The sequence below is a fragment of the Leclercia sp. AS011 genome (genome assembly GCF_037152535.1).
Classification (GTDB): Bacteria; Pseudomonadota; Gammaproteobacteria; order Enterobacterales; family Enterobacteriaceae; genus Enterobacter.
Window position 1 is genome coordinate 58,689 of record NZ_JBBCMA010000005.1, and the last position, 23,587, is coordinate 82,275.

Below are 23,587 nucleotides of genomic sequence, written 5' to 3' on the forward strand. Positions count from 1 at the left end.
AATGAGCGAGAAACGTTGATGTCGAATTCTTATGACTCCTCCAGTATCAAAGTCCTGAAAGGGCTGGATGCGGTGCGTAAGCGCCCGGGTATGTATATCGGCGACACGGATGACGGCACCGGTCTGCACCACATGGTATTTGAGGTTGTGGATAACGCTATCGACGAAGCGCTCGCGGGTCACTGTAAAGACATCGTGGTGACCATCCACGCCGACAACTCCGTCTCCGTAACCGATGATGGCCGTGGCATCCCGACCGGTATCCACCCGGAAGAGGGCGTCTCTGCGGCGGAAGTGATCATGACCGTCCTGCACGCAGGCGGTAAGTTCGATGATAACTCCTATAAGGTTTCTGGCGGCCTGCACGGCGTTGGCGTCTCTGTGGTTAACGCCCTGTCGCAGAAGCTGGAACTGCTGATCCGCCGCGAAGGCAAAGTGCATCAGCAAACCTACATCCACGGCGTGCCTCAGGCTCCGCTGGCGGTGACCGGTGAAACTGACGTCACCGGCACGCAGGTCCGTTTCTGGCCAAGCCATGAAACCTTCACCAACGTCACCGAGTTTGAATATGAGATCCTCGCCAAACGTCTGCGCGAGCTGTCATTCCTGAACTCCGGCGTCTCTATCCGCCTGCGCGACAAGCGCGACGGCAAAGAAGACCACTTCCATTACGAAGGCGGGATCAAGGCGTTCGTTGAGTACCTGAACAAGAACAAAACGCCAATTCACCCGAACATCTTCTATTTCTCCACCGAGAAAGACGGTATCGGTGTGGAAGTGGCGCTGCAGTGGAACGACGGTTTCCAGGAAAATATCTACTGCTTTACCAACAACATCCCGCAGCGCGATGGCGGTACGCACCTGGTCGGCTTCCGTACGGCGATGACCCGTACCCTGAACGCCTACATGGACAAAGAAGGCTACAGCAAAAAAGCGAAAGTCAGCGCCACCGGTGACGATGCCCGTGAAGGCCTGATTGCTGTTGTCTCCGTAAAAGTGCCGGATCCGAAGTTCTCCTCTCAGACCAAAGACAAGCTGGTCTCTTCAGAGGTGAAATCGGCGGTTGAACAGCAGATGAACGAACTGCTGAGCGAATACCTGTTGGAAAACCCATCCGACGCCAAAATCGTGGTCGGCAAAATTATCGATGCGGCCCGTGCCCGTGAAGCGGCGCGTAAAGCCCGTGAAATGACCCGTCGTAAAGGCGCGCTGGACTTAGCAGGCCTGCCGGGCAAACTGGCGGACTGCCAGGAACGCGACCCGGCGCTGTCCGAACTGTACCTCGTGGAAGGGGACTCCGCGGGCGGTTCTGCCAAGCAGGGCCGTAACCGTAAGAACCAGGCGATCCTGCCGCTGAAGGGTAAAATCCTTAACGTTGAGAAGGCGCGCTTCGACAAGATGCTCTCCTCTCAGGAAGTGGCGACGCTGATCACCGCCCTGGGTTGCGGCATTGGCCGTGACGAATACAACCCGGACAAGCTGCGCTATCACAGCATCATCATCATGACCGATGCGGACGTCGACGGCTCGCACATCCGTACGCTGCTGTTGACCTTCTTCTACCGTCAGATGCCGGAAATCGTTGAGCGTGGTCACGTCTACATTGCCCAGCCGCCGCTGTACAAAGTGAAGAAAGGCAAACAGGAACAGTACATCAAAGACGACGAAGCGATGGATCAGTACCAGATCGCTATCGCCCTTGACGGTGCGACCCTGCACGCCAACTCAAGCGCCCCGGCGCTGGCGGGTGAACCGCTGGAGCGTCTGGTGTCTGAGTTCAACGCCACCCAGAAGATGATTGGCCGCATGGAGCGTCGCTTCCCGCGCACGCTACTGAAAGCGCTGGTCTATCAGCCGACCCTGTCCGAAGCCGACCTCAGCAACGAGCAGGCCGTGACCCGTTGGGTGAACACCCTGGTGACCGATCTGAACGAGAACGAGCAGCACGGCAGCCAGTGGAAGTTCGACGTCAACGAGAACACCGAGCTGCAGCAGTTCGAGCCGGTGATCCGCGTGCGTACCCACGGTGTGGATACCGACTACCCGCTGGATCAGGAGTTTGTGACCGGTGCGGAGTACCGTCGTATCTGTACTCTGGGCGAGAAGCTGCGCGGTCTGATCGAAGATGATGCGTTCATCGAACGTGGCGAACGCCGTCAGCCGGTAGCCAGCTTCGAGCAGGCGCTGGAGTGGCTGGTGAAAGAGTCCCGTCGTGGCCTCTCCATTCAGCGCTATAAAGGTCTGGGCGAGATGAACCCGGATCAGCTGTGGGAGACCACCATGGATCCGGAAAGCCGCCGTATGCTGCGCGTTACCGTAAAAGACGCGATTGCAGCGGACCAGCTGTTTACCACCCTGATGGGTGATGCGGTTGAACCACGTCGTGCCTTTATCGAAGAGAACGCCCTGAAAGCGGCGAACATCGATATTTAATGTCGTTACTCCGCAACACAAAGGCCGCGCATTTAGCGCGGCTTTTTTATTGGCGCAGGAGCGTCAGTCTCCGGATCCAACGCCATGACTGAGGGTAAACGGCTGACCAGCGTATCAATAGCCATTCTCACCCGTAACGGCAGATGGGGCGTCTGCTGCCAGACCGCATGAACGTCGAAACGCACATCCGGGGCCTGTTTAAAGAGCGGGATAAGTTTTCCATGCCTGATTTCTTTGCGCACCATCCAGCAGGGTAACCATGCAATACCGTGTCCGGCTAACGCCGCGTCGCAGATAGCTTGTAAATCATCCATATTAAGCGATGACTGAGGCATGATTGTCTGCGGTGTACCTTCGCTATCCGCGAGCTGCCAGGGTAAAACTCGGCCTGCACGCAGATAGTTAATAGCCGTATGCTGGCGTAAATCGGCAACGGTTGCTGGCTGGCCTTTTTTCATCAGATAGTCCGGCGCGGCACACAGGATCATTCTGTGTTCTCCCAGTCGTCTGGCAACCAGCGCGGCGCTGTCCGCCAGCGTGCCGTTGCGCACCGCCATATCAAACCCTTCTTCCACCAGATCCACCACGCGATCGCTGAATGACATTTCCAGTTCAAGTCCGGGATGCTCCTGCGCCAGCTCTATCAGCAGCGGGGCGATGCACTGCCGACCAAACAGGACCGGCATGGCGACTCGCAGGCGGCCACTCACCTGCTGTTTCCCTGTTTCCAGCAGGGATTCTGCGCCACGTATCTCCTCCAGCGCGCGCAGGCAGCGCTCATAAAAAAGGGCCCCGTTATCGGTCAGGCTCTGGCTACGAGTTGTGCGTTGAAACAGACGTACCCCCAGACGCTCTTCAAGCCGGGCGATGCTCTTTCCCACCGCCGAGCGCGACAAATGCAAACGGATTGCAGCCTGCGCAAAACTTCCCGCCTCAACGGCGGCCACAAAAACGGGAATATCCTTCAGCGTACTGGTCATGGATTGTCTCCATTATGGCGTCAATAGTGGGAAAAGTTATCGCCACTGGAGATTCTGCGTCAACGTTAAACTGTCAGTACTGAAGCTCATTTGATGGCAGGAGAAAAAAATGACAGAGAACATGCAACGCTGGTCAATGAACGCCCTCGGGCGCAAAAACCTCACACTTATTCAGGAGCCTGTTCCACAGCCGGGCCCCGGGGAAGTACGCGTGCGGGTAAATGCCGTCGCGCTCAACTATCGCGATAAGCTGGTTATTGAAGGCATCATGCCGATTTCGCGTACCTTCCCCTTTACCCCAGGATCGGATATGGCGGGCGTGGTGGACAGCATCGGCGAAGGTGTTACACGTTTCAAACCTGGCGCGCGCGTCACATCAACCTTCTTCCCTGAGTGGATCGACGGTAAGCCGCAGGCGGACGCGCGCACTTTGCCCTATAAAACCTCCGGTGGATACTTTCAGGGCATGTTGGCCGAATATGTGATTGTGAGTGAAGACGCGCTGGTGACCTCTCCGGAGACCCTGGATGACGCAGAGGCCAGCACCTTACCCTGCGCAGGCCTTACTGCATGGTTCGCGCTGGTGGAACGCGGTCATTTACGTGCCGGGCAATCGGTGCTGGTTCAGGGAACAGGCGGCGTAGCGATTTTCGCTCTGCAAATTGCAAAAGCGCACGGCGCAGAGGTGTTTGTTACCTCGGGAAGTGATGAAAAACTGGCACAGGCCAAAAAGCTGGGGGCCAGTCAGGGCATCAACCGGCTGAAAGGCGACTGGGCTGAAAATACGCTGGCGCTCACGCAGGATCGCGGCATCGACCATATTATCGAAACCGTGGGGGGTGAGAACCTGAAGCATTCCCTGCGTGCCGTTGCCGTTCACGGGCGTATATCGGTCATTGGCGTGCTGGCCGGGACGGACATTTCTCTGTCTGCTGGCGAACTGCTGCTGAAATCCCCGGTTATTCAAGGGATTGGCGTGGGACATCGCCGGGCGCTGGAAGATTTTGTCCGTGCCGTTGATATCATGGTGCTAAAACCGGTGATTGAACATCGCTACCGCTTTGAGGAACTCGAACAGGCGCTCGAACATCTGGATCGCGGCGCGTTTGGTAAAATCGTTCTCACCCGCGAGTGAGTCGTCGTTCCCCGGGATGCGCGTAAAAGGGGTGTTTTTGTTGCACAATGTAGCTCTATTTTTGTGGGCTTAATCGCGTTAGCATGAGGCAGCACTCATTTATCCCGGGGAACTCATGGCTATCAAACTCATTGCAATCGACATGGACGGCACGCTGCTGCTGCCAGACCACACTATCTCTCCTGCCGTTAAAAACGCCATCGCCGCAGCCCGTGCGAAAGGCGTGAACGTGGTGCTGTGCACCGGTCGTCCATACGCAGGCGTTCATAGCTACCTGAAAGAGCTGCATATGAGTGAGCCAGGTGATTACTGCATTACCTATAACGGCGCGCTGGTGCAGAAAGCGGCCGACGGCAGCACGGTGGCGCAAACGGCGCTGAGCTATGACGATTACCGCTATCTGGAACAACTCTCCCGCGAGGTGGGCTCGCACTTCCACGCCCTCGACCGCAACACGCTCTACACCGCCAACCGCGACATCAGCTACTACACGGTGCATGAATCCTTCGTTGCCACCATCCCGCTGGTGTTCTGCGAAGCGGATAAGATGGATCCGACCACCCAGTTCCTGAAAGTGATGATGATTGATGAGCCTGCCATTCTGGATCAGGCTATCGCCCGCATCCCGGCAGACGTGAAAGAGAAGTACACCGTGCTGAAAAGTGCGCCGTACTTCCTCGAAATCCTCGATAAACGCGTCAATAAAGGCACCGGCGTGAAGTCGCTGGCCGACACGCTGGGGATCAAACCGGAAGAGATCATGACCCTGGGCGATCAGGAAAACGACATTGCGATGCTGGAATATGCTGGCTTAGGCGTGGCGATGGAGAACGCGATCCCGTCAGTGAAAGAGGTGGCTAACTTCGTTACCAAATCCAACCTCGAAGACGGCGTGGCTTACGCTATTGAGAAGTTTGTCCTCAATTAAGATCCGCAAAACCCCGCTCTTCATAACCCGCACCCGTGCGGGTTTTTTTATTCCTGCAGGAACCTTTCTTTAACATTCCTTTCACGGATTGTTCTTTTTGTGATCCAGATTGTAGTACAACATTATGTGATTGTACTACATTACCACCACGGCAATGACGAATGGCGTCACGTTTGTACTGCAAAATTGAGGCGAAATTCAGCGGTCGCGGTAAAGTAGTGATGGACATACAGAGCACAAGGACTCTCCATGACTCTCAATAAAACCGATCGCATCGTCATTACGCTGGGCACCCAGATTGTGGGTGGCAAGTACGTTCCCGGCTCGCCATTGCCCGCCGAAGCTGAGCTGTGTGAGGAGTTTGAAACCTCGCGCAACATCATCCGGGAAGTGTTCCGCTCGCTGATGGCGAAGCGGCTGATTGAAATGAAGCGTTACCGCGGCGCCTTTGTTGCCCCGCGCAACCAGTGGAACTACCTCGATACCGACGTGCTGCAGTGGGTGCTGGAAAACGACTATGACCCACGGCTGATCGGCGCGATGAGCGAGGTGCGAAACCTGGTCGAGCCGGCCATCGCCCGCTGGGCGGCGGAACGCGCAACCTCCGGTGACCTGGCGCAGATTGAGTCGGCTTTAAACGACATGATCGCCAACAACCAGAACCGGGATGCCTTTAACGAAGCGGATATCCGCTATCACGAGGCGGTGTTGCAGTCGGTGCATAACCCGGTGTTACAGCAGCTTAGCGTGGCGATCAGCTCGCTACAGCGAGCAGTATTTGAACGAACCTGGATGGGTGATGAGGCCAACATGCCGAAGACGCTCCAGGAACATAAAGCGCTGTTCGATGCGATCCGGCATCAGGACAGCGATGCGGCAGAGCAGGCGGCGTTAACCATGATCGCCAGCTCAACACGAAGGTTGAAGGAAATCACATGACATCTCGCTACATCGCCATTGACTGGGGATCGACCAATCTGCGCGCCTGGCTCTACCAGGGCGAAGAGTGCCTGGAGAGCAGGCAATCCGAAGCAGGCGTCACGCGTCTGAACGGTAAATCCCCCGAGGCGGTGTTAGCAGAGGTGACACAAAACTGGCGCGACGACGCCACGCCGGTGGTCATGGCGGGCATGGTCGGCAGCAACGTAGGCTGGAAAGTCGCGCCTTATCTGCCGGTTCCCGCTCATTTCTCTGCCATTGGTGAGCAGTTAACGTCCGTTGGCGACAAGGTCTGGATCGTTCCTGGCTTGTGCGTCTCCCGCGATGATAACCACAACGTGATGCGCGGCGAAGAGACTCAGCTGCTCGGCGCGCGCACGCTCTCTCCTTCTTCCGTCTACGTGATGCCCGGAACGCACTGCAAATGGGTGCAGGCCGATGCTGAGCAGATCCACGATTTTCGCACCGTGATGACCGGCGAACTGCACCATTTGCTGCTTGCGCATTCGCTGATCGGTGCCGGTCTGCCAGTGCAGGATGCCTCCCCCGAGGCATTTGCCGCCGGGCTTGAACGCGGGCTCGCTTCCCCTGCCGTTTTGCCGCAGCTTTTTGAGGTTCGCGCCTCGCACGTGTTGGGATCCCTTCCCCGCGAGCAGGTGAGCGAATTTTTATCGGGCCTGCTGATTGGCGCAGAAGTCGCCACCCTGAGCGAGCAGTTCGCCGGGCAGCAGTCCATCACCCTCGTCGCGGGTTCATCGCTGACCTCACGTTACCGCCAGGCGTTTCACGCCATCGGCCGTGACGTGGCGGCAGTGGAGGGCGACACGGCATTTCAGGCAGGAATAAGGAGCATCGCTCATGCAGTGGCAAACTGATCTTCCCCTTATCGCTATTTTGCGCGGCATCACCCCGGACGAGGCGTTAGCCCACGTTGGCGCGGTTATCGACGCCGGATTCGACGCGGTCGAAATCCCGCTCAACTCACCGGAGTGGGAAAAAAGCATTCCGGCGGTGGTGGATGCCTTTGGTGACAGAGCGCTGATCGGCGCGGGCACCGTGTTACAGCCGGAGCAGGTGGACAGGCTGGCGAAGATGGGCTGCAAGCTCATTGTGACGCCCAATATCAACCCTGAGGTGATCCGCCGTGCGGTGGGCTACGGCATGACCGTCTGCCCGGGATGCGCCACGGCGACAGAAGCCTTTACCGCTCTCGATGCGGGCGCGCAGTCGCTCAAAATTTTCCCGTCGTCGGCCTTTGGCCCGGATTACATCAAAGCGCTGAAAGCGGTCTTACCCGCCAGCGTACCGGTCTTTGCCGTGGGCGGCGTAACGCCAGAAAACCTGGACCAGTGGATGAAAGCCGGGTGTGTCGGCGCGGGGCTGGGCAGCGATCTCTATCGCGCCGGGCAGTCCGTAGAACGTACCGCGCAGCAGGCGGCGGCATTTGTTAAAGCGTATCGAGAGGCAGTGAAATGAAAATAACCAAACTCACCACGTACCGTTTACCTCCGCGTTGGATGTTCCTGAAAATCGAAACCGACGAAGGGGTGGTTGGCTGGGGCGAACCGGTCATCGAAGGGCGTGCGCGCACCGTTGAAGCGGCGGTGCATGAGCTGGGCGACTACCTGATTGGTCAGGATCCGGCACGCATTAATGACCTGTGGCAGGTAATGTATCGCGCGGGCTTCTATCGCGGCGGCCCGATCATGATGAGCGCCATCGCCGGTATCGACCAGGCGCTGTGGGATATCAAAGGTAAAGTGCTGAATGCGCCGGTCTGGCAGCTGATGGGCGGCCTGGTGCGCGACAAGATCAAGGCTTACAGCTGGGTAGGGGGCGACCGTCCGGCGGAAGTGATCGACGGTATTAACAAGCTGCGCGGGATCGGGTTCGACACCTTCAAGCTCAACGGCTGCGAAGAGATGGGCATTATCGATAACTCGCGTGCGGTGGATCGCGCGGTGAATACCGTGGCGCAGATCCGCGAGGCCTTCGGCAACGAGATTGAGTTTGGTCTGGACTTCCACGGCCGCGTCAGCGCGCCGATGGCGAAAGTGCTGATTAAAGAGCTGGAGCCGTATCGCCCGCTGTTTATCGAAGAGCCGGTGCTGGCCGAGCAGGCGGAGTACTATCCGAAACTGGCTGAACAGACCCACATTCCTATCGCGGCGGGTGAGCGTATGTTCTCGCGCTTCGAGTTCAAACGCGTGCTGGAGGCGGGCGGTGTTGCCATCCTGCAGCCGGATCTCTCCCACGCGGGCGGCATCACCGAATGCTACAAAATTGCCGGGATGGCCGAAGCTTACGATGTGGCGCTGGCGCCGCACTGCCCGCTGGGGCCGATTGCGCTGGCCGCCTGTCTGCACGTGGACTTTGTCTCCCGCAACGCCGTGTTCCAGGAACAGAGCATGGGCATTCACTATAACAAGGGCGCGGAGCTGCTCGACTTTGTGAAGAACAAAGAAGATTTCAACATGGAAGGCGGTTTCTTCAAACCGTTAACGAAGCCGGGCCTTGGCGTGGAGATCGACGAAGCCAAAGTCATTGAGCTGAGTAAAAATGCGCCGGACTGGCGTAACCCGTTATGGCGACACGAAGACGGCAGTGTAGCGGAGTGGTAATCACCACCCCGTAGGCCCGGTAAGCGTAGCGCCACCGGGCAAAATTCTCACAGATAAAAATATAACCCTCTGTAATTTACAGGGCATGGTGAGCGGCTTCGCTATGCCCAAAATCTGGAGACAGATTGCGATGGATATTCCAGTTACTGCTACCAAAACCGGGCGTCGCCGTTACCTGACGCTGATGATGATCTTTATTACCGTGGTCATCTGTTATGTCGACCGCGCCAACCTCGCCGTGGCCTCGGCCCATATTCAGGAAGAGTTTGGCATCACCAAAGCGGAGATGGGCTATGTCTTCTCGGCCTTTGCCTGGCTCTATACGCTCTGCCAGATCCCGGGCGGCTGGTTCCTCGACCGCGTGGGTTCGCGCCTGACCTACTTTATCGCCATTTTCGGCTGGTCCGTGGCGACCCTGTTCCAGGGCTTTGCCACCGGGCTGATGTCGCTGATTGGCCTGCGTGCCATCACCGGTATTTTCGAAGCCCCGGCATTCCCCACCAACAACCGGATGGTCACCAGCTGGTTCCCGGAGCATGAGCGCGCCTCTGCGGTCGGGTTCTATACCTCCGGCCAGTTTGTCGGCCTGGCGTTCCTGACCCCGCTGCTGATCTGGATCCAGGAGCTGCTGAGCTGGCACTGGGTGTTTATCGTCACCGGCGGGATCGGCATCATCTGGTCGCTGATCTGGATTAAGGTTTATCAGCCGCCGCGCCTGACCAAAAGCATCACCAAAGCCGAGCTGGACTACATCCGCGATGGCGGCGGTCTGGTGGACGGCGATGCGCCGGTCAAAAAAGAGGCGCGTCAGCCGCTGACCAAAGCCGACTGGAAGCTGGTGTTCCACCGTAAGCTGGTGGGCGTTTACCTCGGCCAGTTTGCTGTCACCTCGACGCTGTGGTTCTTCCTCACCTGGTTCCCGAACTACCTGACCCAGGAGAAAGGCATTACCGCGCTGAAGGCGGGCTTTATGACCACCGTGCCGTTCCTTGCCGCGTTCGTTGGCGTACTGCTCTCAGGCTGGCTGGCGGATAAACTGGTGAAAAAAGGCTACTCCCTCGGTATCGCGCGTAAGACGCCGATCATCTGCGGGCTGCTGATCTCCACCTGCATCATGGGCGCGAACTACACCAACGATCCGGTGTGGATTATGACCCTGATGGCGATTGCGTTCTTCGGGAATGGCTTCGCCTCTATCACCTGGTCACTGGTATCGTCCCTGGCACCGATGCGTCTGATTGGCCTCACCGGCGGGGTGTTTAACTTCGTTGGCGGGCTGGGCGGGATCACCGTGCCGCTGGTGATCGGCTACCTGGCGCAGGACTACGGTTTCGGTCCGGCGCTGGTCTATATCTCAGCGGTAGCGTTGATCGGCGCACTCTCCTACATCCTGCTGGTGGGTGACGTGAAACGGGTAGGCTAATTCCCGGCAATGCTATACCCTGATGCGACATCCGCGCATCAGGGTATCCTCATGAAACAAATCACCTTCGCTCCCCGCAATCACCAGCTCACCAACACCCGCACCTGGACCGCAGACAGCCAGTGGCTGGTTTTTGACGTCCGACCTTCCGGGGCGTCTTTTACCGGCGAAACCATCGAGCGGGTTAAGGTCGACACGGGCGAGGTGGAGGTGATTTATCGCGCCAGCAACGGCGCGCATGTTGGCGTGGTGACCGTTCATCCTGCAGAAAATAGATACGTCTTTATTCACGGCCCACAAAACCCCGATGCCCACTGGCAGTACGATTTTCACCACCGCCAGGGGGTGATTGCGCAAGATAACCAGGTAAGCCATCTCGATGCGATGGATATCACCGAACCCTTCACGCCCGGCGCGCTGCGCGGCGGCAGCCATGTGCATGTGTACAGCCCGAACGGGCAGTTCGTCAGCTTTACCTATAACGACCATGTCCTGCACGAACGCGATCCGAAGCTCGATTTACGCAACGTGGGCGTGGCCGCGCCTTACGGTCCGGTGAGCCCGCAGGGCGATCATCCGCGCAACTATGGCGGCACCCACTGGAGCGTGCTGGTCAGCCGCACGACCCCGATGCCAGAACCGGGCAGCGACGAGATCAACCGCGCCTATGAAGAGGGCTGGGTGGGCAACGATCGGCTGGCCTTTATCGGCGATACCCTTTCCGCTCGCGGTGAAAAAGTGCCGGAGCTGTTTATCGTCAATCTGCCGAAAGACGAACAGGGCTGGAAGCAGGCGGGCGATCTGCCGCTTCAGGGCACGGCGGATCGGTTGCCCGCTCCGCCTGCCGGGGTGGTGCAGCGCCGTTTAACCTTCACCCACAACCACCGCTATCCGGGGCTGGTAAACGTGCCGCGCCACTGGGTACGCAGTAACCCGCAGGCGACACAAATCGCGTTCCTGATGCGGGATGATAAAGGGGTGGTCCAGCTGTGGCTGATCGCCCCGGAAGGGGGAGCGCCTCGTCAGCTTACTCATCATCACAGTGATATCCAGTCGGCGTTTAACTGGCATCCGGCGGGCCATTCCCTGGGGTTTGTGCTGGAAGATCGTATTGCGCAGTGTGATGCCGCCTCGGGGGCGGTAACGTTTTTGACGTCCGATCACGGCAACCCACCGTCGGGGGATGCGGTGGTTTATTCGCCTGACGGGCGCTATCTGGCCTGGATGGAGGAGGTCGACGGCTTCCGTCAAATCTGGATGACAGAAACCGGGTGCTAATCAGCGAGAGGGCATGGCAGCGGGTGGGATGACGGCGTTGGTCGCCAGCGTCTTCTCCTCGCTTTGCTCCACGCGGGAGCGAACGGATTTATCCTTGCGGAAGAGATCCCACGGCAGCAGCAGGGTATCAACAACGGCCGTAAACGGCATATCCAGCACCACCAGAGACTTGGTGCCCCAGTTGGTGTCGTCATCTGCCAGCATGTTCGCGCTGGCGCGCGTCCCGGGATACGTTCCTTCTTTACCGCCGGTGTGAGACATCACGCTCGAACACCCGCAAAGCACAACCGCCGCGCTGAACATCGTCAACTTTATCAGAACATTTTTCATTATCAGTCAGTCATCATCAATGGCCTGCAACAGACCCGCAATCGGGTTTATAACGGGCCATTGTCAAAATGAATAGTTGAAAAGTACCGCTCTGTGGCACCTATCGCATTTTAACCTTACGTGCTGTAGTCCCAGTCTATTCCAGTACCCGCAAAGTGCAAAAAATTCTCGCTGCGCTGCTCTTGAAAAGAACGGAAGCAGACCCATTTTAAGAGTGTATCGATGAACAAGCGTGCCTGAGGGGCGTTTGGGATACCCCAGCCTGTCCACCGTGGAAGGCGACAATTCTTGCTGATTTCAGGAGTGTTAACTGTATGCGTAACTTTGATCTTTCTCCGCTTTATCGTTCAGCCATTGGCTTCGATCGTCTGTTCAATCATTTAGAAAACAACCAAAGCCAGAGCAACGGCTACCCTCCATACAATGTTGAACTGGTTGACGAAAACCACTATCGCATCGCGATTGCCGTGGCCGGTTTTGCTGAAAGCGAACTGGAGATCACCGCGCAGGACAACCTGCTGGTGGTGAAAGGCGCTCATGCGGGCGAGCAGAAAGAACGTACCTATCTCTATCAGGGCATCGCCGAACGTAACTTTGAACGTAAGTTCCAGTTAGCTGAGAACATTCACGTTCACGGCGCGAACCTGGTCAACGGCCTGCTGTATATCGATCTGGAACGTGTCATTCCGGAAGCGAAAAAACCGCGCCGTATCGAAATTAATTAATTGCCCGGGTCGCTGCGGCGGCCCATACCTGAATGCTTGCCGATATCGGGAGCAGAGGCGGATCCAACAGGATTTGCCGGGACAACTGCGCACAACATTGTGCCGAACTCGCTTCTCAGAAGGAGAACTACCATGCGTAATTACGACTTATCCCCGCTGCTGCGTCAGTGGATCGGTTTTGACAAACTGGCTAACGCGCTGCAAAGCACCACCGAAAGCCAGACCTTCCCGCCATATAACATCGAAAAGAGCGACGATAACCACTATCGCATTACGCTCGCGGTGGCGGGATTCAGCCAGCAGAACCTGGATATCCAGCTGGAAGGCACACGCCTGACGGTGAAAGGCACCCCGGAAAAACCGGAGACCGAAACCAAATGGCTGCACCAGGGGCTGGTCACTCAGCCGTTCAGCCTGAGCTTTACCCTCGCTGAACATATGGAAGTGACGGGCGCAACCTTCACCAACGGGCTGCTGCATATCGACATTACCCGCAACGTGCCGGAAGAGATTGCTCCGCAGCGGATCGCCATCAGCGAACGGCCGGCGCTGAACAGCTAATGCTATCGTGTCGGGTGGCGCTTCGCTAACCCGACCTACATAGCCCGTAGGCCCGTGCAAGCGAAGCGCCGCCGGGCAAATCTGAAGCCTCGCTCCGCGAGGCTTTTTTGTGCGCCATCGCCCATACAACCCGCCTGCGCTCTGCGAAAATCCCTGTTAATAATAATGTTATTCACAGGGATGCCGTCATGAGTGATATAGCGTTAACGGTCAGTATTCTGGCACTGGTTGCGGTGGTCGGGCTGTGGATAGGCAATGTCAAAATCCGCGGCGTCGGGTTCGGCATTGGCGGCGTGCTGTTTGGCGGGATATTTGTCGGCCACTTTGCCGACCAGCTGGGCATTACGCTTAGCGCGCAAATGCTGCATTTCATTCAGGAGTTTGGCCTGATCCTCTTCGTGTACACCATCGGGATTCAGGTCGGCCCCGGCTTTTTCGCCTCGCTGCGCGTCTCGGGGCTGCGCCTTAACCTCTTTGCGATGGGGATTGTGGTGATGGGCGGGCTGGTCACCGCTCTGCTGCATAAACTCTTCGCCATCCCCCTGCCGGTGGTGCTGGGCATCTTCTCCGGGGCGGTCACCAACACCCCTGCGCTGGGGGCCGGGCAGCAAATCCTGCGCGACTTGGGGATTGAGCCTGGCATCGTGGATCAGATGGGCATGAGCTACGCCATGGCCTACCCGTTCGGCATCTGCGGCATTCTGCTCACCATGTGGCTGATGCGCGTTCTGTTTCGCATTAACGTAGAGCAAGAGGCCCAGCAGCACGAATCCACCCTTAGCCAGGGTCAGGCGCTGATTAAAACCATCAACATTCGCGTCGACAACCCCAATCTCAACAACCTGGCGATTCAGGATGTGCCGATCCTGAACAGCGCCAACATTATCTGTTCCCGCCTGAAGCGCGAGCAGACCCTGATGGTGCCTCTGCCCGGCACGGTGATCCAGACCGGCGACCTGCTGCACCTCGTCGGCCAGCCGGCGGACCTGAACAATGCCCGGCTGGTGATCGGCCAGGAGGTGGATACCTCGCTCTCTACGCGCGGCACCGATATGCGGGTCGAGCGGGTGGTGGTCACCAACGAGAAGGTATTAGGCAAGAAAATCCGCGAACTGCAGGCCAAAGAGCGTTATGACGTGGTGATCTCGCGCCTGAACCGCGCCGGGGTTGAGCTGGTGGCCAGCCCGGACGCCAGCCTGCAGTTTGGCGATATCCTCAACCTGGTCGGGCGTCCGGCCTCCATCGACGCCGTGGCCAATATGGTGGGCAACGCGCAACAAAAACTGCAGCAGGTACAGATGCTGCCGGTGTTTATCGGCATCGGTCTTGGCGTCCTGTTGGGCTCCATTCCGCTGTACGTGCCGGGGTTCCCGGTGGCGCTCAAGCTGGGGCTGGCGGGCGGGCCACTGATTATGGCCCTGATCCTCGGGCGTATCGGCTGCGTGGGTAAGCTCTACTGGTTTATGCCCCCGAGCGCCAACCTCGCCCTGCGCGAGCTGGGGATCGTGCTGTTTCTGGCGGTGGTAGGGCTGAAATCGGGTGGTGACTTCGTTGAGACGCTGGCCCGCGGCGACGGGGTCAGCTGGATTGGCTATGGCATTCTTATTACCGCCGTTCCGCTGATCACCATGGGCATTCTGGCGCGGCTGCTGGCGAAGATGAACTACCTGACACTGTGCGGCATGCTGGCCGGTTCGATGACCGATCCTCCGGCGCTGGCCTTTGCCAACAACCTGCACGCCACCAGCGGGGCGGCGGCGCTCTCCTACGCCACGGTCTATCCGCTGGTGATGTTCATGCGCATTATCACACCGCAGCTGCTGGCGGTGCTGTTCTGGGGGATGGGTTAAACCTCTAAGCCTAATCTGGCGAACTGCTCTGCCGGGGCGTCGCTCTCACGTAGCAGACGCACCAGCAGGGCGATCATCCGCGTTTCGATGGCTTTATCTTCAATTGGGCACTGCTGGTGCGGATCGCTGTGTAAATCGAACAGCAGATGGCCGACGCGATTGACCCCCGGGTATTTTTCCCGGGCGGGAATACGCAGCGTTTTCACCCCTTTGGTAAAGCGGAACGGGGGGGCCAGGGCGATTGAATCCAGCTCTTCCGGGGTAAAGCGGGTATTCATCTTGATCGGCATCAGGGTGTAGTTGGCGATGTCATTCTCACGTCCGGGCAGCGCGGCGCGCATATAGACATAGCGCCCGTCTGTGACGTTGACATGGCCGCTGAAAACCCCGAACAGCGCAGCGTCACGCACCGGGGTGTCATCCTCAAGGATGCGGGCTAACGGACGACCCTGGACGTCGGGTGGGATGGGCTGGTTGAAGAACTCCAGCAGCGTCGGGGCCCAGTCAATCATCTGCACCAGCGCATCCCGCTGTACCCCCTGATGGGCGCTGCGCGGATCCCAGATAAACAGCGGGTTATTCGCCACCTCGTTGTAATAGGGCATCTGGTTTTTCGCCCACCAGCCATGCTCCCCGAGCAAAAAGCCGTGATCGGTACCGACAATCAACATCGTATCGCGCCACAAATCGTGGCGGTCCATCAGGTCAAGAATGCGGCCCAGGTTGCGATCGCACATGGAGACGAGGGCGCGGTAGCGGCAGCGAATATGCTCCACCGCCTCCGGACTCTCTTCCACTTTGCCGCGCGGCCAGTCGTAGTGCGGGCCGTCCCACGGATCCTGATACAACGAGAGATACTCCTCCGTGGTATAAAACGGCTCGTGGGGGTCAAAAGTTTCCACCTGCAACAGCCAGCTATCCTGCTGATGGTTCTTGTCGATAAACTCGCATCCGGCATCGAAGACCCGGGTTTGCGGGAAGTCCGCTTCCTGCTGGATGTAGTCGCGGTTGACCCAGTCGTGTCGCCAGAGCCCGGAGACGCCACCGCCGGTTTGCTTCTGCGGCACCCGCAACACCTTGGGGATCGCCGGGTCGGCCACGCTGGCCTTCCAGTGATCCCCCTCCTGGCCACGGATGATCTCCCATGAGCTGTAGCGATTATGGTAGTTGCCGCCGCCATCCTCCCAGTAGTGCAGATGGTCGCTGATCAGGTGGGTATAGACGCCCGCTTTTTTCAGCAGCTCCGGCATGGAGTCGTCGAACGGCTCCAGCGGCCCCCACTCCCGGTGCAGAAAATTGTACCGGCCGGTGTGCAGCTCCCGGCGGGCGGGCATGCAGGGCATACTGCCGACATAGCTGTTGTTGAAGGTGGCGCAGCGGGCCGCCAGACGCTGGAAGTTGGGTGCCTGAGTGATCATATCCCCGTATGGCGGCAGATAGTGTTTATTCAGGCTGTCGAAGAGCAGAATGATCGCTTTCATCGTCGCTCCTTAACGGGCCTTGATGAGGTGTGGGAAATGCTCTTCAACCACCGTGTAGATCTGTTTGCCGATGGTCTCTCCGTCCATAATATTTTCGATGGGGATCAGATACTGCCCGTGGCGCGGATCGAGGCTCACCACATCAATCAGTTTTTTCGAAATGGCGTAAATATCCGCCCATTCCGTAAATCCACCGACTTCGCCCGCGGCGGTATGCTCCATGTCGAATTGAATGTCATATTTCGCTAAGGCTTTTTTCACTACCGTCTGCAACATCACGCTACTGCCGACACCGTAGCCGCAAACAAACAGAATATTAATTTTGTCTTTCATGACGATATCCTTTTCACAATGAGAAGAGTTAGCCCGCGTAAGGCCCGAGATGGAACGTTGAGGCAATAAATTTAAGCACTTCACAAATGGCAGGCCATAATGTCGCCCAGTCGAAAATACCGGTCCAGCCCACCCCTTCGGCGGCGAGTCCGGTTAAGGGAATAGCCCATACGGTGCCGAAGGTTTGAATAATCCCCAGCAGGAACGTACAAATTATCACGGCGCGATAGCCCCCCAGCCGGTTGGCTAATACCCCAATCGGACCGCCGGCGAAAAATAACGGCACAAAACCGGGGAGCACCATAATAGGACTGTGGGTAATAAGCAGAATACCCATCGAGAAAATAGTGCCGAAGGTACAGAAGATAAATCCAAGGGTGGCGGCATTCGGGGAGAAGGGGAGTAATGCCGCGACATCGACGGCGGGAATCGCGTCCGGAATTAACCGATCCTGCCAGCCTTTAAACGAGGCGTTAATTTCCCCGACCATCATGCGTACCCCCTGCAACAGGATCACCATATACATGGAGAACTGCAGGCCGAGGTTAATAATGTAGATATACCAGGGCTTCCCTTTTGCCATCGCCTGCACGTTATCAATGCCGGTGGTCAGTAAGAACCCGCCGACGAACAGCGTCATCACAATGGCGATGGAGGTGACGTTATGGTTAAAAATCGCCAGCCAGCCGGGAAGCTTCATGTTCTCGGCATCCTGTTTCTCGGCATCGCCAAACAGATGGGCGAATTTCGAGAAGAACCAGATCCCCAGCATCTGGTTATGGGCAATGGTAAAGCCTGCATTGTTGGTGATTTTAGCGACCGGTTTGGCAATCAGGGTGGTAGCAAAGGCCCAGAAGACCCCGGTTAAAATCCCGGCGATAATAATCGACGGCACCCAGCCAAAGCCCAGCCAGAAGACGATCAGCCACAGCACCGCCTGGGAGTGAGACACCCCGGTATTGCCGGTGAGGAAAATGCCTTTCACCTTTGTGTAGCGACCAAACAGGACCAGCAGCAGATTGGTAAAAAAGGCCAGGACAAACACATAGCCCACAAAACCAAAATTATCCCCGAGTGCAATCTGGGTTGCCGCTTTCATGGCATAGGAATCCATTAAATAACCATGGATGCCATAAGATTTGCTCACCGCATCGGCGACGGGTTTAAAGGTCGCTGAAAACTGAAACCCGCCAAAGAGCACCATCATTAATCCCACCATGGCGCTAACCATACCGGTAATAATTTTTATCGGTGATTTCTTGTCGAGGGCATAACCTAATCCTACCAGCAGCCCAATTAAAATAGCGGGTTCGGTTAGAAAAGATTGTATTACTGAAATAAAGTCAGAAAACATAATGCAGTCAACCTCCGTGACATTCGCTTCCGGATTAAGGAAATCCAGCTCAGTATTGCTTCTTATTTAATAACGGAACGACGAGTAGTAATTAAGGCAAATATGTTTGACAGCAAATGCACTCTAATAATCAAATCTGGTCATTAGAAGATTGAAAGTGATTTTTTGTGATTCTATTTGCAAAATTAGGGTTGTATTAAGTCTGATTATTCAAAATTTAATTTGATAGTTTTTTTATATATAAAATGGCACTGTGAATGAAGAGGTATGTCGCTATCAGAGGGTTAAATATATAGTTGCTGGATATTTTAACTTCGATTATTGATCTGGGGATTATTACGTTACGCTGTTAAATTAATTATTAGCAACCGCTTTATTTTGTGGTGTTAGCCACATATTTAATTTAGTTGGAGGTATAGGTTTATTTTCGCAACACGCAGTAATTTCTCTTTTCTTTAAACAAAGGACTGAAAGAATGAACGCAACCTATACTGTAAAAATCAATCCCTATGATAAAAACAAACTTAGCGCATTAATTACCATTGATAGTCCGGAGGCACTAAAGTTTGACTATACCGTCCAGGGTAAAACTGCGAACGCCAGCTTTCATTATGGCACCGATCAATACAGCGTTAATCCGGACATCACCGTGGTCGGTTTGTATGCCAATTATGTCAATACCGTCACCCTGAATCTTTACACCAGGGATAACGCTGTCGAAACCTTTCAGATAGTGATATCAACGCAGGGGCAGGACTATGGTGATGTCCCTCTGACGCTGGCGATTAATATTACTGACGACGCGATGGCGGAGAGCACGTTAGGACAGGGTTGGTTTGTCACCAGCGCGTGGAATGGCTATGACATCAATGGCGATCTGCGCATTACTGGCCTGTTCCCCTGGATGTACGGTAACTTAAAAATTATCGAAAACGCGCTCTGGTCGGCGTTGGCCAGCGAAACCTGGGATCCTGACAAGCATGCCTTTGCGCCAACGTTATACCGCTTCAATCTCGCCGGTAAGGTCGCGCAAACCTACGCCGCACCTGCCGGGTATGGTTTTCATCACGACATCACCACCGACGGTACAGGCAATCTCTGGGTGTTAGGCTCCCTGCTCGATGGCTGGAGTGACGAGCAAAAGCTGGAGTGCATTCTCTATAAATACGACATCGCCAGCGGGGCGTTGCTCTGGCAGCGTGACTACTCCCGGGAATTTATGGGTGCCACGGTGCTGGACAATACCGACACCAATGATGTGCATTTCAACAGCCTGGAATATGTCGCAGAGACCGGGCAGTTGATGGTCAATTCCCGCTCCAGCTGTACGGTGCTGGGCCTCAATAGCGAGACCGGGGAGCCGGAGTGGATTATCGATAACCCGGCCTTTCCGGTGCTGAACAGCGCCCTGAATTTGCAGGTGGTGGATGGGGATAATTTCAGCTATCCCAACGGGGAGCATGCCGTATTTGTGACGCACAACAGCCGGTACCAGGCGTGGCGGGGTGCAAACAGGTTCGTTGTCTCCCTGTTCAATAACAACTCCTGTGCAGATGAGCAAGGTAATGAGCTGGTCCGTACAATTGAAGCGGAACCGGTAACTTATACTGCCGCCGAACTGGATTCTCTCCCCACTATTCTTGCTATTGATTTAACCGCCGCGACGGTGCAGCGCCTGGATCAGTTTCATTTCCCAGGGCAGCGTAGCGAACTCACGTCATCGGTATTTGATGTTGGTAATGATTATTACAATGTCTATTTCGGAGCCGAGCAATCGTTCTTCGTTTTTGATATCGATAATAATATTGGGGTATCGATTTACAATATTGATACCGGCCTGGGCTATCGCGGCAGAATATTCACTTACGATGAGCTGCGTTCATTAATTTAACGCTATCCTCAGCGGCAAGTTACGGCCTCGTGTTACTTGCCGCATTTACGGTGCCTGTAAGCTGTTCCCCTGGCTGGCGTTATACCGCTTCCGCCATCAGATCCTGCGGGTGGGAATTACTTCCCTGGATACGTTACTATTGCCGCAGTTTTGTACACCGGACAGTCAGACAGGAGACGTCATGAAAATTTCCCGCCTCGGCGAAGCGCCGGATTATCGCTTCTCGCTGGCAAACGAGCGTACCTTTCTGGCGTGGATCCGCACCGCGCTGGGCTTTCTGGCGGCCGGTGTCGGTCTCGACCAGCTGGCCCCCGATTTTGCCACGCCGGTGATCCGCCAGCTGCTGGCGCTGCTGCTGTGCCTTTTTTCCGGCGGGCTGGCGATCTACGGCTACCTGCGCTGGCTGCGGAATGAAAAGGCGATGCGCCTGAAAGAAGATCTCCCCTACACCCGCAGCCTGCTGATGGTCAGCCTGATCCTGATGATAGTGGCGGTGATTGCGATGGGGCTGGTGCTGTATGGCGGATAGCCGCAAAGCGCGCCGTCTGGCCGATCCGGGGCTGCAACCGGAGCGCACCTCGCTTGCCTGGCTGCGCACCCTGTTTGGCTACGGGGCGTTGATGGTGCTGGCGGTCAGGCATAACTGGCAGCAGGCGGGCCCGCTGTTCTGGGTGGCACTGGGGGTGCTGGCGATGGTGGCGCTGATCCTCTGGCATTACACCCGCAGTCGCGCAAAAATGGATGTCTCGCTGTATGATTTTTCGGCATCCCGACCGGTGCGTATTAAATTTATGATCTCCCTCGCAGTGTTATCCCTCGCATTACTGTTTGCTGCTAGTCACGTTCACCATCTCATTATTTTTATCAGGGATTTTGCATGACAGGATGTCAGGTCATGGCCAAGCCGGCCAGTTCACGTTGCAATCTCAACTGCCGCTACTGCTTTTATATCGATAAACCCCAGCAACCGATCATGGATGACGCCACGCTGGAGACCTTCATTCAGCAGCATATCGCCGCCCAGCCCGGGCCGGAGGTGCAGTTTGCCTGGCAGGGTGGGGGGCCAACGCTCTGCGGGCTGGATTTCTTCCGCCGCGTCGCACAACTGCAGCACCGCTATGGCGGGGGAAAGCGCATCACCAATGCCTTTCAGACCAACGGGATCCTGCTTAACGATGCCTGGTGTCGGTTCTTCCGTGAGCAGGGCTGGCTGGTGGGGATCTCGCTGGACGGTCCGGCGGCGCTGCATGATGCGTACCGCGTCAGCCGCAGCGGCAATCCCACCCATCACAAGGTGATGGCGGCGATCGAAAAACTGCGCGCCCATCAGGTGTCGTTTAACCTGCTGACGGTCATTAACCGGCACAACAGCCGCCAGCCGGAGCGCATGTATCGCTATTTGCGCGCGCTGGGCACCCCGTATCTGCAGTTTCTTCCCCTGCAGGAGCAGGATAATCCGGAATCGGTGAGCGATGAGCAGTGGGGAGCGTTCCTGTCGACGGTATTTGACGTCTGGGTGCGGGAGGATATTGGTCGCGTCTATGTCCAGCTCTTCGACTCGACGCTGGGGGTGTGGTGCGGCTACCCGTCGCAGATGTGTTCCCTTGCCGCCACCTGCGGCCACGCCTTTGCGCTGGAGGCCAATGGCGATCTCTTCCAGTGCGATCACTACGTCTGGCCCGAGTACCGGCTGGGCAACATCCATCAGACGCCGCTGGCAGAGCTGAATCGCAGCGAGGCGGCCATCGCTTTTGGCCTGCGCAAGCAAAGCGACTTATCCGCCGAATGTCAGGCCTGTCCGATGCGTCATCTGTGCAACGGCGACTGCCCGAAACACCGCATTGAGGGCAAAAGCGCGCTCTGTGCCGGATATCAGGCATTTTTCCGCCACTCCGCCCCGCATATGCGGGTGATGCGCGATTTAATCCGCCATCACCGTTCACCCCTGGAGCTGATGGCCCTGCTACAGCAGAGCCACCGGGCAAGTTAACGCCCTTTCACCAGGTACTTCGCCATCTCCTCGTCCGGCACCATCCCGCCGCCGGTGGCCCACACCAGGTGAGTGGCGTTCTCCAGCGGATAGTGACCGGAGGCGGCGAGGCGCACCGGCCCGGCCATGCCCGCCAGTGCCGACGGCTCAAGGCGAATGTTCTCCTCCTGCGCCAGCCAGCCCAGCATGTCGTACATGCTCTGATCGGAGAGGGTATAGAACCCGTCGAGCAGGCGCTCCATGGCGCGGCCAACAAAGCCGGAGGCGCGACCTACCGCCAGTCCATCCGCCGCGGTGAGGTTATCGATCCCCAGATCCTGCACCGCAATCTTATCGTGCAGACCGGTATAGACCCCCAGCAGCATGCACGGGGAGTGGGTCGGTTCGGCAAAAATGCAGTGAACATGGTCGCCAAAAGCCAGCTTCAGCCCAAACGCCACTCCGCCAGGCCCGCCGCCCACGCCGCACGGCAGATAGACAAACAGCGGGTGCTCCGCATCCACCACCCGGCCCTGTTCGGCAAACTGCGCTTTCAGGCGCTCGCCTGCCACGGCATAGCCCAGGAACAGGGTGCGGGAGTTTTCATCGTCGATAAAGAAGCAGTTCGGATCGTTTTCCGCCGCCTTGCGCCCTTGTTCCACCGCCACGCCGTAATCCTGCTCATACTCCACCACCGTCACGCCGTGGCTGCGCAGTTTTGCTTTCTTCCACTCGCGGGCGTCGGCAGACATGTGCACCGTTACCTTAAAGCCGATGCGGGCGCTCATGATACCGATAGACATCCCGAGGTTGCCGGTTGATCCCACGGCAATGCTGTACTGGCTGAAGAAATCTTTGAAGCGCGGCTCCAGCAGGATGCTGTAATCGTCGTCGAGGCTGAGTAGCCCGGCGGCCAGAGCCAGTTTTTCGGCGTGGGTCAGCACTTCATAGATCCCGCCGCGGGCTTTAATCGAGCCGGAGATCGGCAGGTGGCTGTCTTTTTTCAGCAGCAGGGTGCCGGGAATAGGGATATTTAACTCCTTCTCCAGCCGCTTTTGCATTGCCGGAATAGCCACCAGTTCAGATTCGATAATCCCGTGAGTGGCCGCCGTTTCCGGAAACGCGAGAGCGAGGTAAGGCGCAAAGCGGTTCAGGCGCGCCCGGGCATCCTCCACGTCGGCGTTGGTCAGGCCAACATAGGGCAGGCCAGCGGCCAGGGTGGTGGCGTTCGGGTTGAACCAGGTGGTTTCTTTCAGGGCGATCAGATCCTCCACCAGAGGATACTGTGCGATTAAAGTGCTGATGTTTGCATTTTCCATAAGAGATCTCTTCGCGCTAGATAATGAAAGAAAGCAG

The 23,587-nt window shown here is 56.9% G+C and carries 22 protein-coding genes; 16 read left to right on the top strand and 6 right to left on the bottom strand.

Annotated features, from left to right (window positions below; translation table 11 throughout):
* Positions 1 to 18 precede the first annotated feature (18 nt).
* Positions 19 to 2,433 (top strand): DNA topoisomerase (ATP-hydrolyzing) subunit B, encoded by a 2,415-nt coding sequence (gyrB, locus tag WFO70_RS17770; protein WP_337017986.1) that lies wholly within the window; start codon positions 19 to 21, stop codon positions 2,431 to 2,433.
* 32 nt (positions 2,434 to 2,465) lie between these two features.
* Here gyrB and WFO70_RS17775 read toward each other — a convergent pair whose 3' ends face one another.
* On the bottom strand, positions 2,466 to 3,413 hold the full coding sequence (locus WFO70_RS17775; RefSeq protein ID WP_337017987.1) for a LysR family transcriptional regulator: 948 nt from the start codon (positions 3,411 to 3,413) through the stop codon (positions 2,466 to 2,468).
* Between the two features lie 109 nt (positions 3,414 to 3,522).
* Between WFO70_RS17775 and WFO70_RS17780 the strand changes: the two genes are divergently transcribed.
* From WFO70_RS17780 to WFO70_RS17815, 8 genes are all read left to right on the top strand, one after another.
* Positions 3,523 to 4,548 carry a zinc-dependent alcohol dehydrogenase family protein gene (locus tag WFO70_RS17780; protein ID WP_337017988.1) on the top strand — a complete coding sequence of 342 codons (1,026 nt, stop codon included), beginning with the start codon at positions 3,523 to 3,525 and terminating at the stop codon, positions 4,546 to 4,548.
* Positions 4,549 to 4,663: 115 nt separating this feature from the next.
* Positions 4,664 to 5,476 (top strand): sugar-phosphatase, encoded by an 813-nt coding sequence (yidA, locus tag WFO70_RS17785; RefSeq protein ID WP_337017990.1) that lies wholly within the window; start codon positions 4,664 to 4,666, stop codon positions 5,474 to 5,476.
* Positions 5,477 to 5,725: 249 nt separating this feature from the next.
* A complete protein-coding gene (gene dgoR / locus WFO70_RS17790) occupies positions 5,726 to 6,415 on the top strand; it encodes a D-galactonate utilization transcriptional regulator DgoR (protein WP_337017992.1) in 690 nt (229 codons plus the stop codon).
* Positions 6,412 to 7,290, top strand: a complete 879-nt coding sequence (locus tag WFO70_RS17795; protein WP_337017994.1) for a 2-dehydro-3-deoxygalactonokinase — start codon at positions 6,412 to 6,414, stop codon at positions 7,288 to 7,290. The genes dgoR and WFO70_RS17795 overlap by 4 nt, the downstream gene beginning before the upstream one ends.
* Positions 7,274 to 7,891 carry a 2-dehydro-3-deoxy-6-phosphogalactonate aldolase gene (locus WFO70_RS17800; RefSeq protein WP_337017996.1) on the top strand — a complete coding sequence of 206 codons (618 nt, stop codon included), beginning with the start codon at positions 7,274 to 7,276 and terminating at the stop codon, positions 7,889 to 7,891. The genes WFO70_RS17795 and WFO70_RS17800 overlap by 17 nt, the downstream gene beginning before the upstream one ends.
* Positions 7,888 to 9,036: a galactonate dehydratase gene (gene dgoD / locus WFO70_RS17805; protein WP_337017998.1), complete on the top strand. Its 1,149-nt coding sequence runs from the start codon at positions 7,888 to 7,890 to the stop codon at positions 9,034 to 9,036. The genes WFO70_RS17800 and dgoD overlap by 4 nt, the downstream gene beginning before the upstream one ends.
* Positions 9,037 to 9,121: 85 nt before the next feature.
* The gene (locus WFO70_RS17810) at positions 9,122 to 10,459 is read left to right on the top strand and encodes an MFS transporter (protein ID WP_337017999.1); all 1,338 of its coding nucleotides are present in this window, start codon (positions 9,122 to 9,124) and stop codon (positions 10,457 to 10,459) included.
* A 51-nt stretch (positions 10,460 to 10,510) separates the two neighbouring features.
* A complete protein-coding gene (locus tag WFO70_RS17815) occupies positions 10,511 to 11,737 on the top strand; it encodes a DUF3748 domain-containing protein (protein WP_337018001.1) in 1,227 nt (408 codons plus the stop codon).
* Here WFO70_RS17815 and WFO70_RS17820 read toward each other — a convergent pair whose 3' ends face one another.
* Complete coding sequence (locus WFO70_RS17820) at positions 11,738 to 12,070, bottom strand: YceK/YidQ family lipoprotein (RefSeq protein ID WP_337018289.1); 333 nt, start codon at positions 12,068 to 12,070, stop codon at positions 11,738 to 11,740. It lies immediately after the preceding gene.
* 311 nt (positions 12,071 to 12,381) lie between these two features.
* Here WFO70_RS17820 and ibpA point away from each other — a divergent pair, with 311 nt between their 5' ends.
* The 3 genes from ibpA to WFO70_RS17835 all read left to right on the top strand — a co-directional run bounded on the left by ibpA (position 12,382) and on the right by WFO70_RS17835 (position 15,203).
* Positions 12,382 to 12,792 carry a small heat shock chaperone IbpA gene (ibpA, locus tag WFO70_RS17825; RefSeq protein ID WP_032615564.1) on the top strand — a complete coding sequence of 137 codons (411 nt, stop codon included), beginning with the start codon at positions 12,382 to 12,384 and terminating at the stop codon, positions 12,790 to 12,792.
* Positions 12,793 to 12,924: 132 nt separating this feature from the next.
* Positions 12,925 to 13,353, top strand: a complete 429-nt coding sequence (gene ibpB, locus WFO70_RS17830) for a small heat shock chaperone IbpB (protein WP_142487671.1) — start codon at positions 12,925 to 12,927, stop codon at positions 13,351 to 13,353.
* Between the two features lie 188 nt (positions 13,354 to 13,541).
* Positions 13,542 to 15,203 carry a putative transporter gene (locus WFO70_RS17835; RefSeq protein ID WP_337018005.1) on the top strand — a complete coding sequence of 554 codons (1,662 nt, stop codon included), beginning with the start codon at positions 13,542 to 13,544 and terminating at the stop codon, positions 15,201 to 15,203.
* Here WFO70_RS17835 and WFO70_RS17840 read toward each other — a convergent pair.
* From WFO70_RS17840 to WFO70_RS17850, 3 genes are read right to left on the bottom strand one after another with little or no spacing between them, the layout of a single operon-like run.
* Positions 15,200 to 16,684, bottom strand: coding sequence for a sulfatase (locus tag WFO70_RS17840; protein WP_337018007.1), 1,485 nt, complete (start codon positions 16,682 to 16,684; stop codon positions 15,200 to 15,202). The two genes, WFO70_RS17835 and WFO70_RS17840, sit on opposite strands and share 4 nt — an antisense overlap.
* A 9-nt stretch (positions 16,685 to 16,693) precedes the next feature.
* On the bottom strand, positions 16,694 to 17,017 hold the full coding sequence (locus tag WFO70_RS17845) for a PTS sugar transporter subunit IIB (RefSeq protein WP_337018009.1): 324 nt from the start codon (positions 17,015 to 17,017) through the stop codon (positions 16,694 to 16,696).
* 28 nt (positions 17,018 to 17,045) lie between these two features.
* Complete coding sequence (locus WFO70_RS17850; RefSeq protein ID WP_337018011.1) at positions 17,046 to 18,371, bottom strand: PTS sugar transporter subunit IIC; 1,326 nt, start codon at positions 18,369 to 18,371, stop codon at positions 17,046 to 17,048.
* A 475-nt stretch (positions 18,372 to 18,846) separates the two neighbouring features.
* On the opposite strand from WFO70_RS17850, the gene WFO70_RS17855 reads away from it, so the two are divergent.
* The 4 genes from WFO70_RS17855 to WFO70_RS17870 all read left to right on the top strand — a co-directional run bounded on the left by WFO70_RS17855 (position 18,847) and on the right by WFO70_RS17870 (position 22,252).
* The gene (locus tag WFO70_RS17855; protein WP_337018013.1) at positions 18,847 to 20,262 is read left to right on the top strand and encodes an aryl-sulfate sulfotransferase; all 1,416 of its coding nucleotides are present in this window, start codon (positions 18,847 to 18,849) and stop codon (positions 20,260 to 20,262) included.
* A gap of 181 nt (positions 20,263 to 20,443) precedes the next feature.
* Positions 20,444 to 20,791 (top strand): YidH family protein, encoded by a 348-nt coding sequence (locus tag WFO70_RS17860; protein ID WP_337018015.1) that lies wholly within the window; start codon positions 20,444 to 20,446, stop codon positions 20,789 to 20,791.
* The gene (locus WFO70_RS17865) at positions 20,781 to 21,143 is read left to right on the top strand and encodes a DUF202 domain-containing protein (protein ID WP_337018017.1); all 363 of its coding nucleotides are present in this window, start codon (positions 20,781 to 20,783) and stop codon (positions 21,141 to 21,143) included. The genes WFO70_RS17860 and WFO70_RS17865 overlap by 11 nt, the downstream gene beginning before the upstream one ends.
* Positions 21,140 to 22,252, top strand: coding sequence for an anaerobic sulfatase maturase (locus WFO70_RS17870; protein WP_337018019.1), 1,113 nt, complete (start codon positions 21,140 to 21,142; stop codon positions 22,250 to 22,252). The genes WFO70_RS17865 and WFO70_RS17870 overlap by 4 nt, the downstream gene beginning before the upstream one ends.
* On the opposite strand, the gene dsdA is transcribed toward WFO70_RS17870, so the two are convergent.
* Entirely contained in the window at positions 22,249 to 23,550 is a 1,302-nt protein-coding gene (gene dsdA / locus WFO70_RS17875) for a D-serine ammonia-lyase (protein WP_337018021.1), read from the bottom strand. The two genes, WFO70_RS17870 and dsdA, sit on opposite strands and share 4 nt — an antisense overlap.
* Positions 23,551 to 23,587 lie beyond the last annotated feature (37 nt).

Coding starts and splice junctions, on each gene's coding strand:
- gyrB (WP_337017986.1), top strand. CDS start 19: ATGTCGAATTCTTATGACTCCTCCAGTATCAAAGTCCTGAAAGGGCTG.
- WFO70_RS17775 (WP_337017987.1), bottom strand. CDS start 3,413: ATGACCAGTACGCTGAAGGATATTCCCGTTTTTGTGGCCGCCGTTGAG.
- WFO70_RS17780 (WP_337017988.1), top strand. CDS start 3,523: ATGACAGAGAACATGCAACGCTGGTCAATGAACGCCCTCGGGCGCAAA.
- yidA (WP_337017990.1), top strand. CDS start 4,664: ATGGCTATCAAACTCATTGCAATCGACATGGACGGCACGCTGCTGCTG.
- dgoR (WP_337017992.1), top strand. CDS start 5,726: ATGACTCTCAATAAAACCGATCGCATCGTCATTACGCTGGGCACCCAG.
- WFO70_RS17795 (WP_337017994.1), top strand. CDS start 6,412: ATGACATCTCGCTACATCGCCATTGACTGGGGATCGACCAATCTGCGC.
- WFO70_RS17800 (WP_337017996.1), top strand. CDS start 7,274: ATGCAGTGGCAAACTGATCTTCCCCTTATCGCTATTTTGCGCGGCATC.
- dgoD (WP_337017998.1), top strand. CDS start 7,888: ATGAAAATAACCAAACTCACCACGTACCGTTTACCTCCGCGTTGGATG.
- WFO70_RS17810 (WP_337017999.1), top strand. CDS start 9,122: ATGGTGAGCGGCTTCGCTATGCCCAAAATCTGGAGACAGATTGCGATG.
- WFO70_RS17815 (WP_337018001.1), top strand. CDS start 10,511: ATGAAACAAATCACCTTCGCTCCCCGCAATCACCAGCTCACCAACACC.
- ibpA (WP_032615564.1), top strand. CDS start 12,382: ATGCGTAACTTTGATCTTTCTCCGCTTTATCGTTCAGCCATTGGCTTC.
- ibpB (WP_142487671.1), top strand. CDS start 12,925: ATGCGTAATTACGACTTATCCCCGCTGCTGCGTCAGTGGATCGGTTTT.
- WFO70_RS17835 (WP_337018005.1), top strand. CDS start 13,542: ATGAGTGATATAGCGTTAACGGTCAGTATTCTGGCACTGGTTGCGGTG.
- WFO70_RS17840 (WP_337018007.1), bottom strand. CDS start 16,684: ATGAAAGCGATCATTCTGCTCTTCGACAGCCTGAATAAACACTATCTG.
- WFO70_RS17845 (WP_337018009.1), bottom strand. CDS start 17,017: ATGAAAGACAAAATTAATATTCTGTTTGTTTGCGGCTACGGTGTCGGC.
- WFO70_RS17850 (WP_337018011.1), bottom strand. CDS start 18,371: ATGTTTTCTGACTTTATTTCAGTAATACAATCTTTTCTAACCGAACCC.
- WFO70_RS17855 (WP_337018013.1), top strand. CDS start 18,847: ATGAACGCAACCTATACTGTAAAAATCAATCCCTATGATAAAAACAAA.
- WFO70_RS17860 (WP_337018015.1), top strand. CDS start 20,444: ATGAAAATTTCCCGCCTCGGCGAAGCGCCGGATTATCGCTTCTCGCTG.
- WFO70_RS17865 (WP_337018017.1), top strand. CDS start 20,781: ATGGCGGATAGCCGCAAAGCGCGCCGTCTGGCCGATCCGGGGCTGCAA.
- WFO70_RS17870 (WP_337018019.1), top strand. CDS start 21,140: ATGACAGGATGTCAGGTCATGGCCAAGCCGGCCAGTTCACGTTGCAAT.
- dsdA (WP_337018021.1), bottom strand. CDS start 23,550: ATGGAAAATGCAAACATCAGCACTTTAATCGCACAGTATCCTCTGGTG.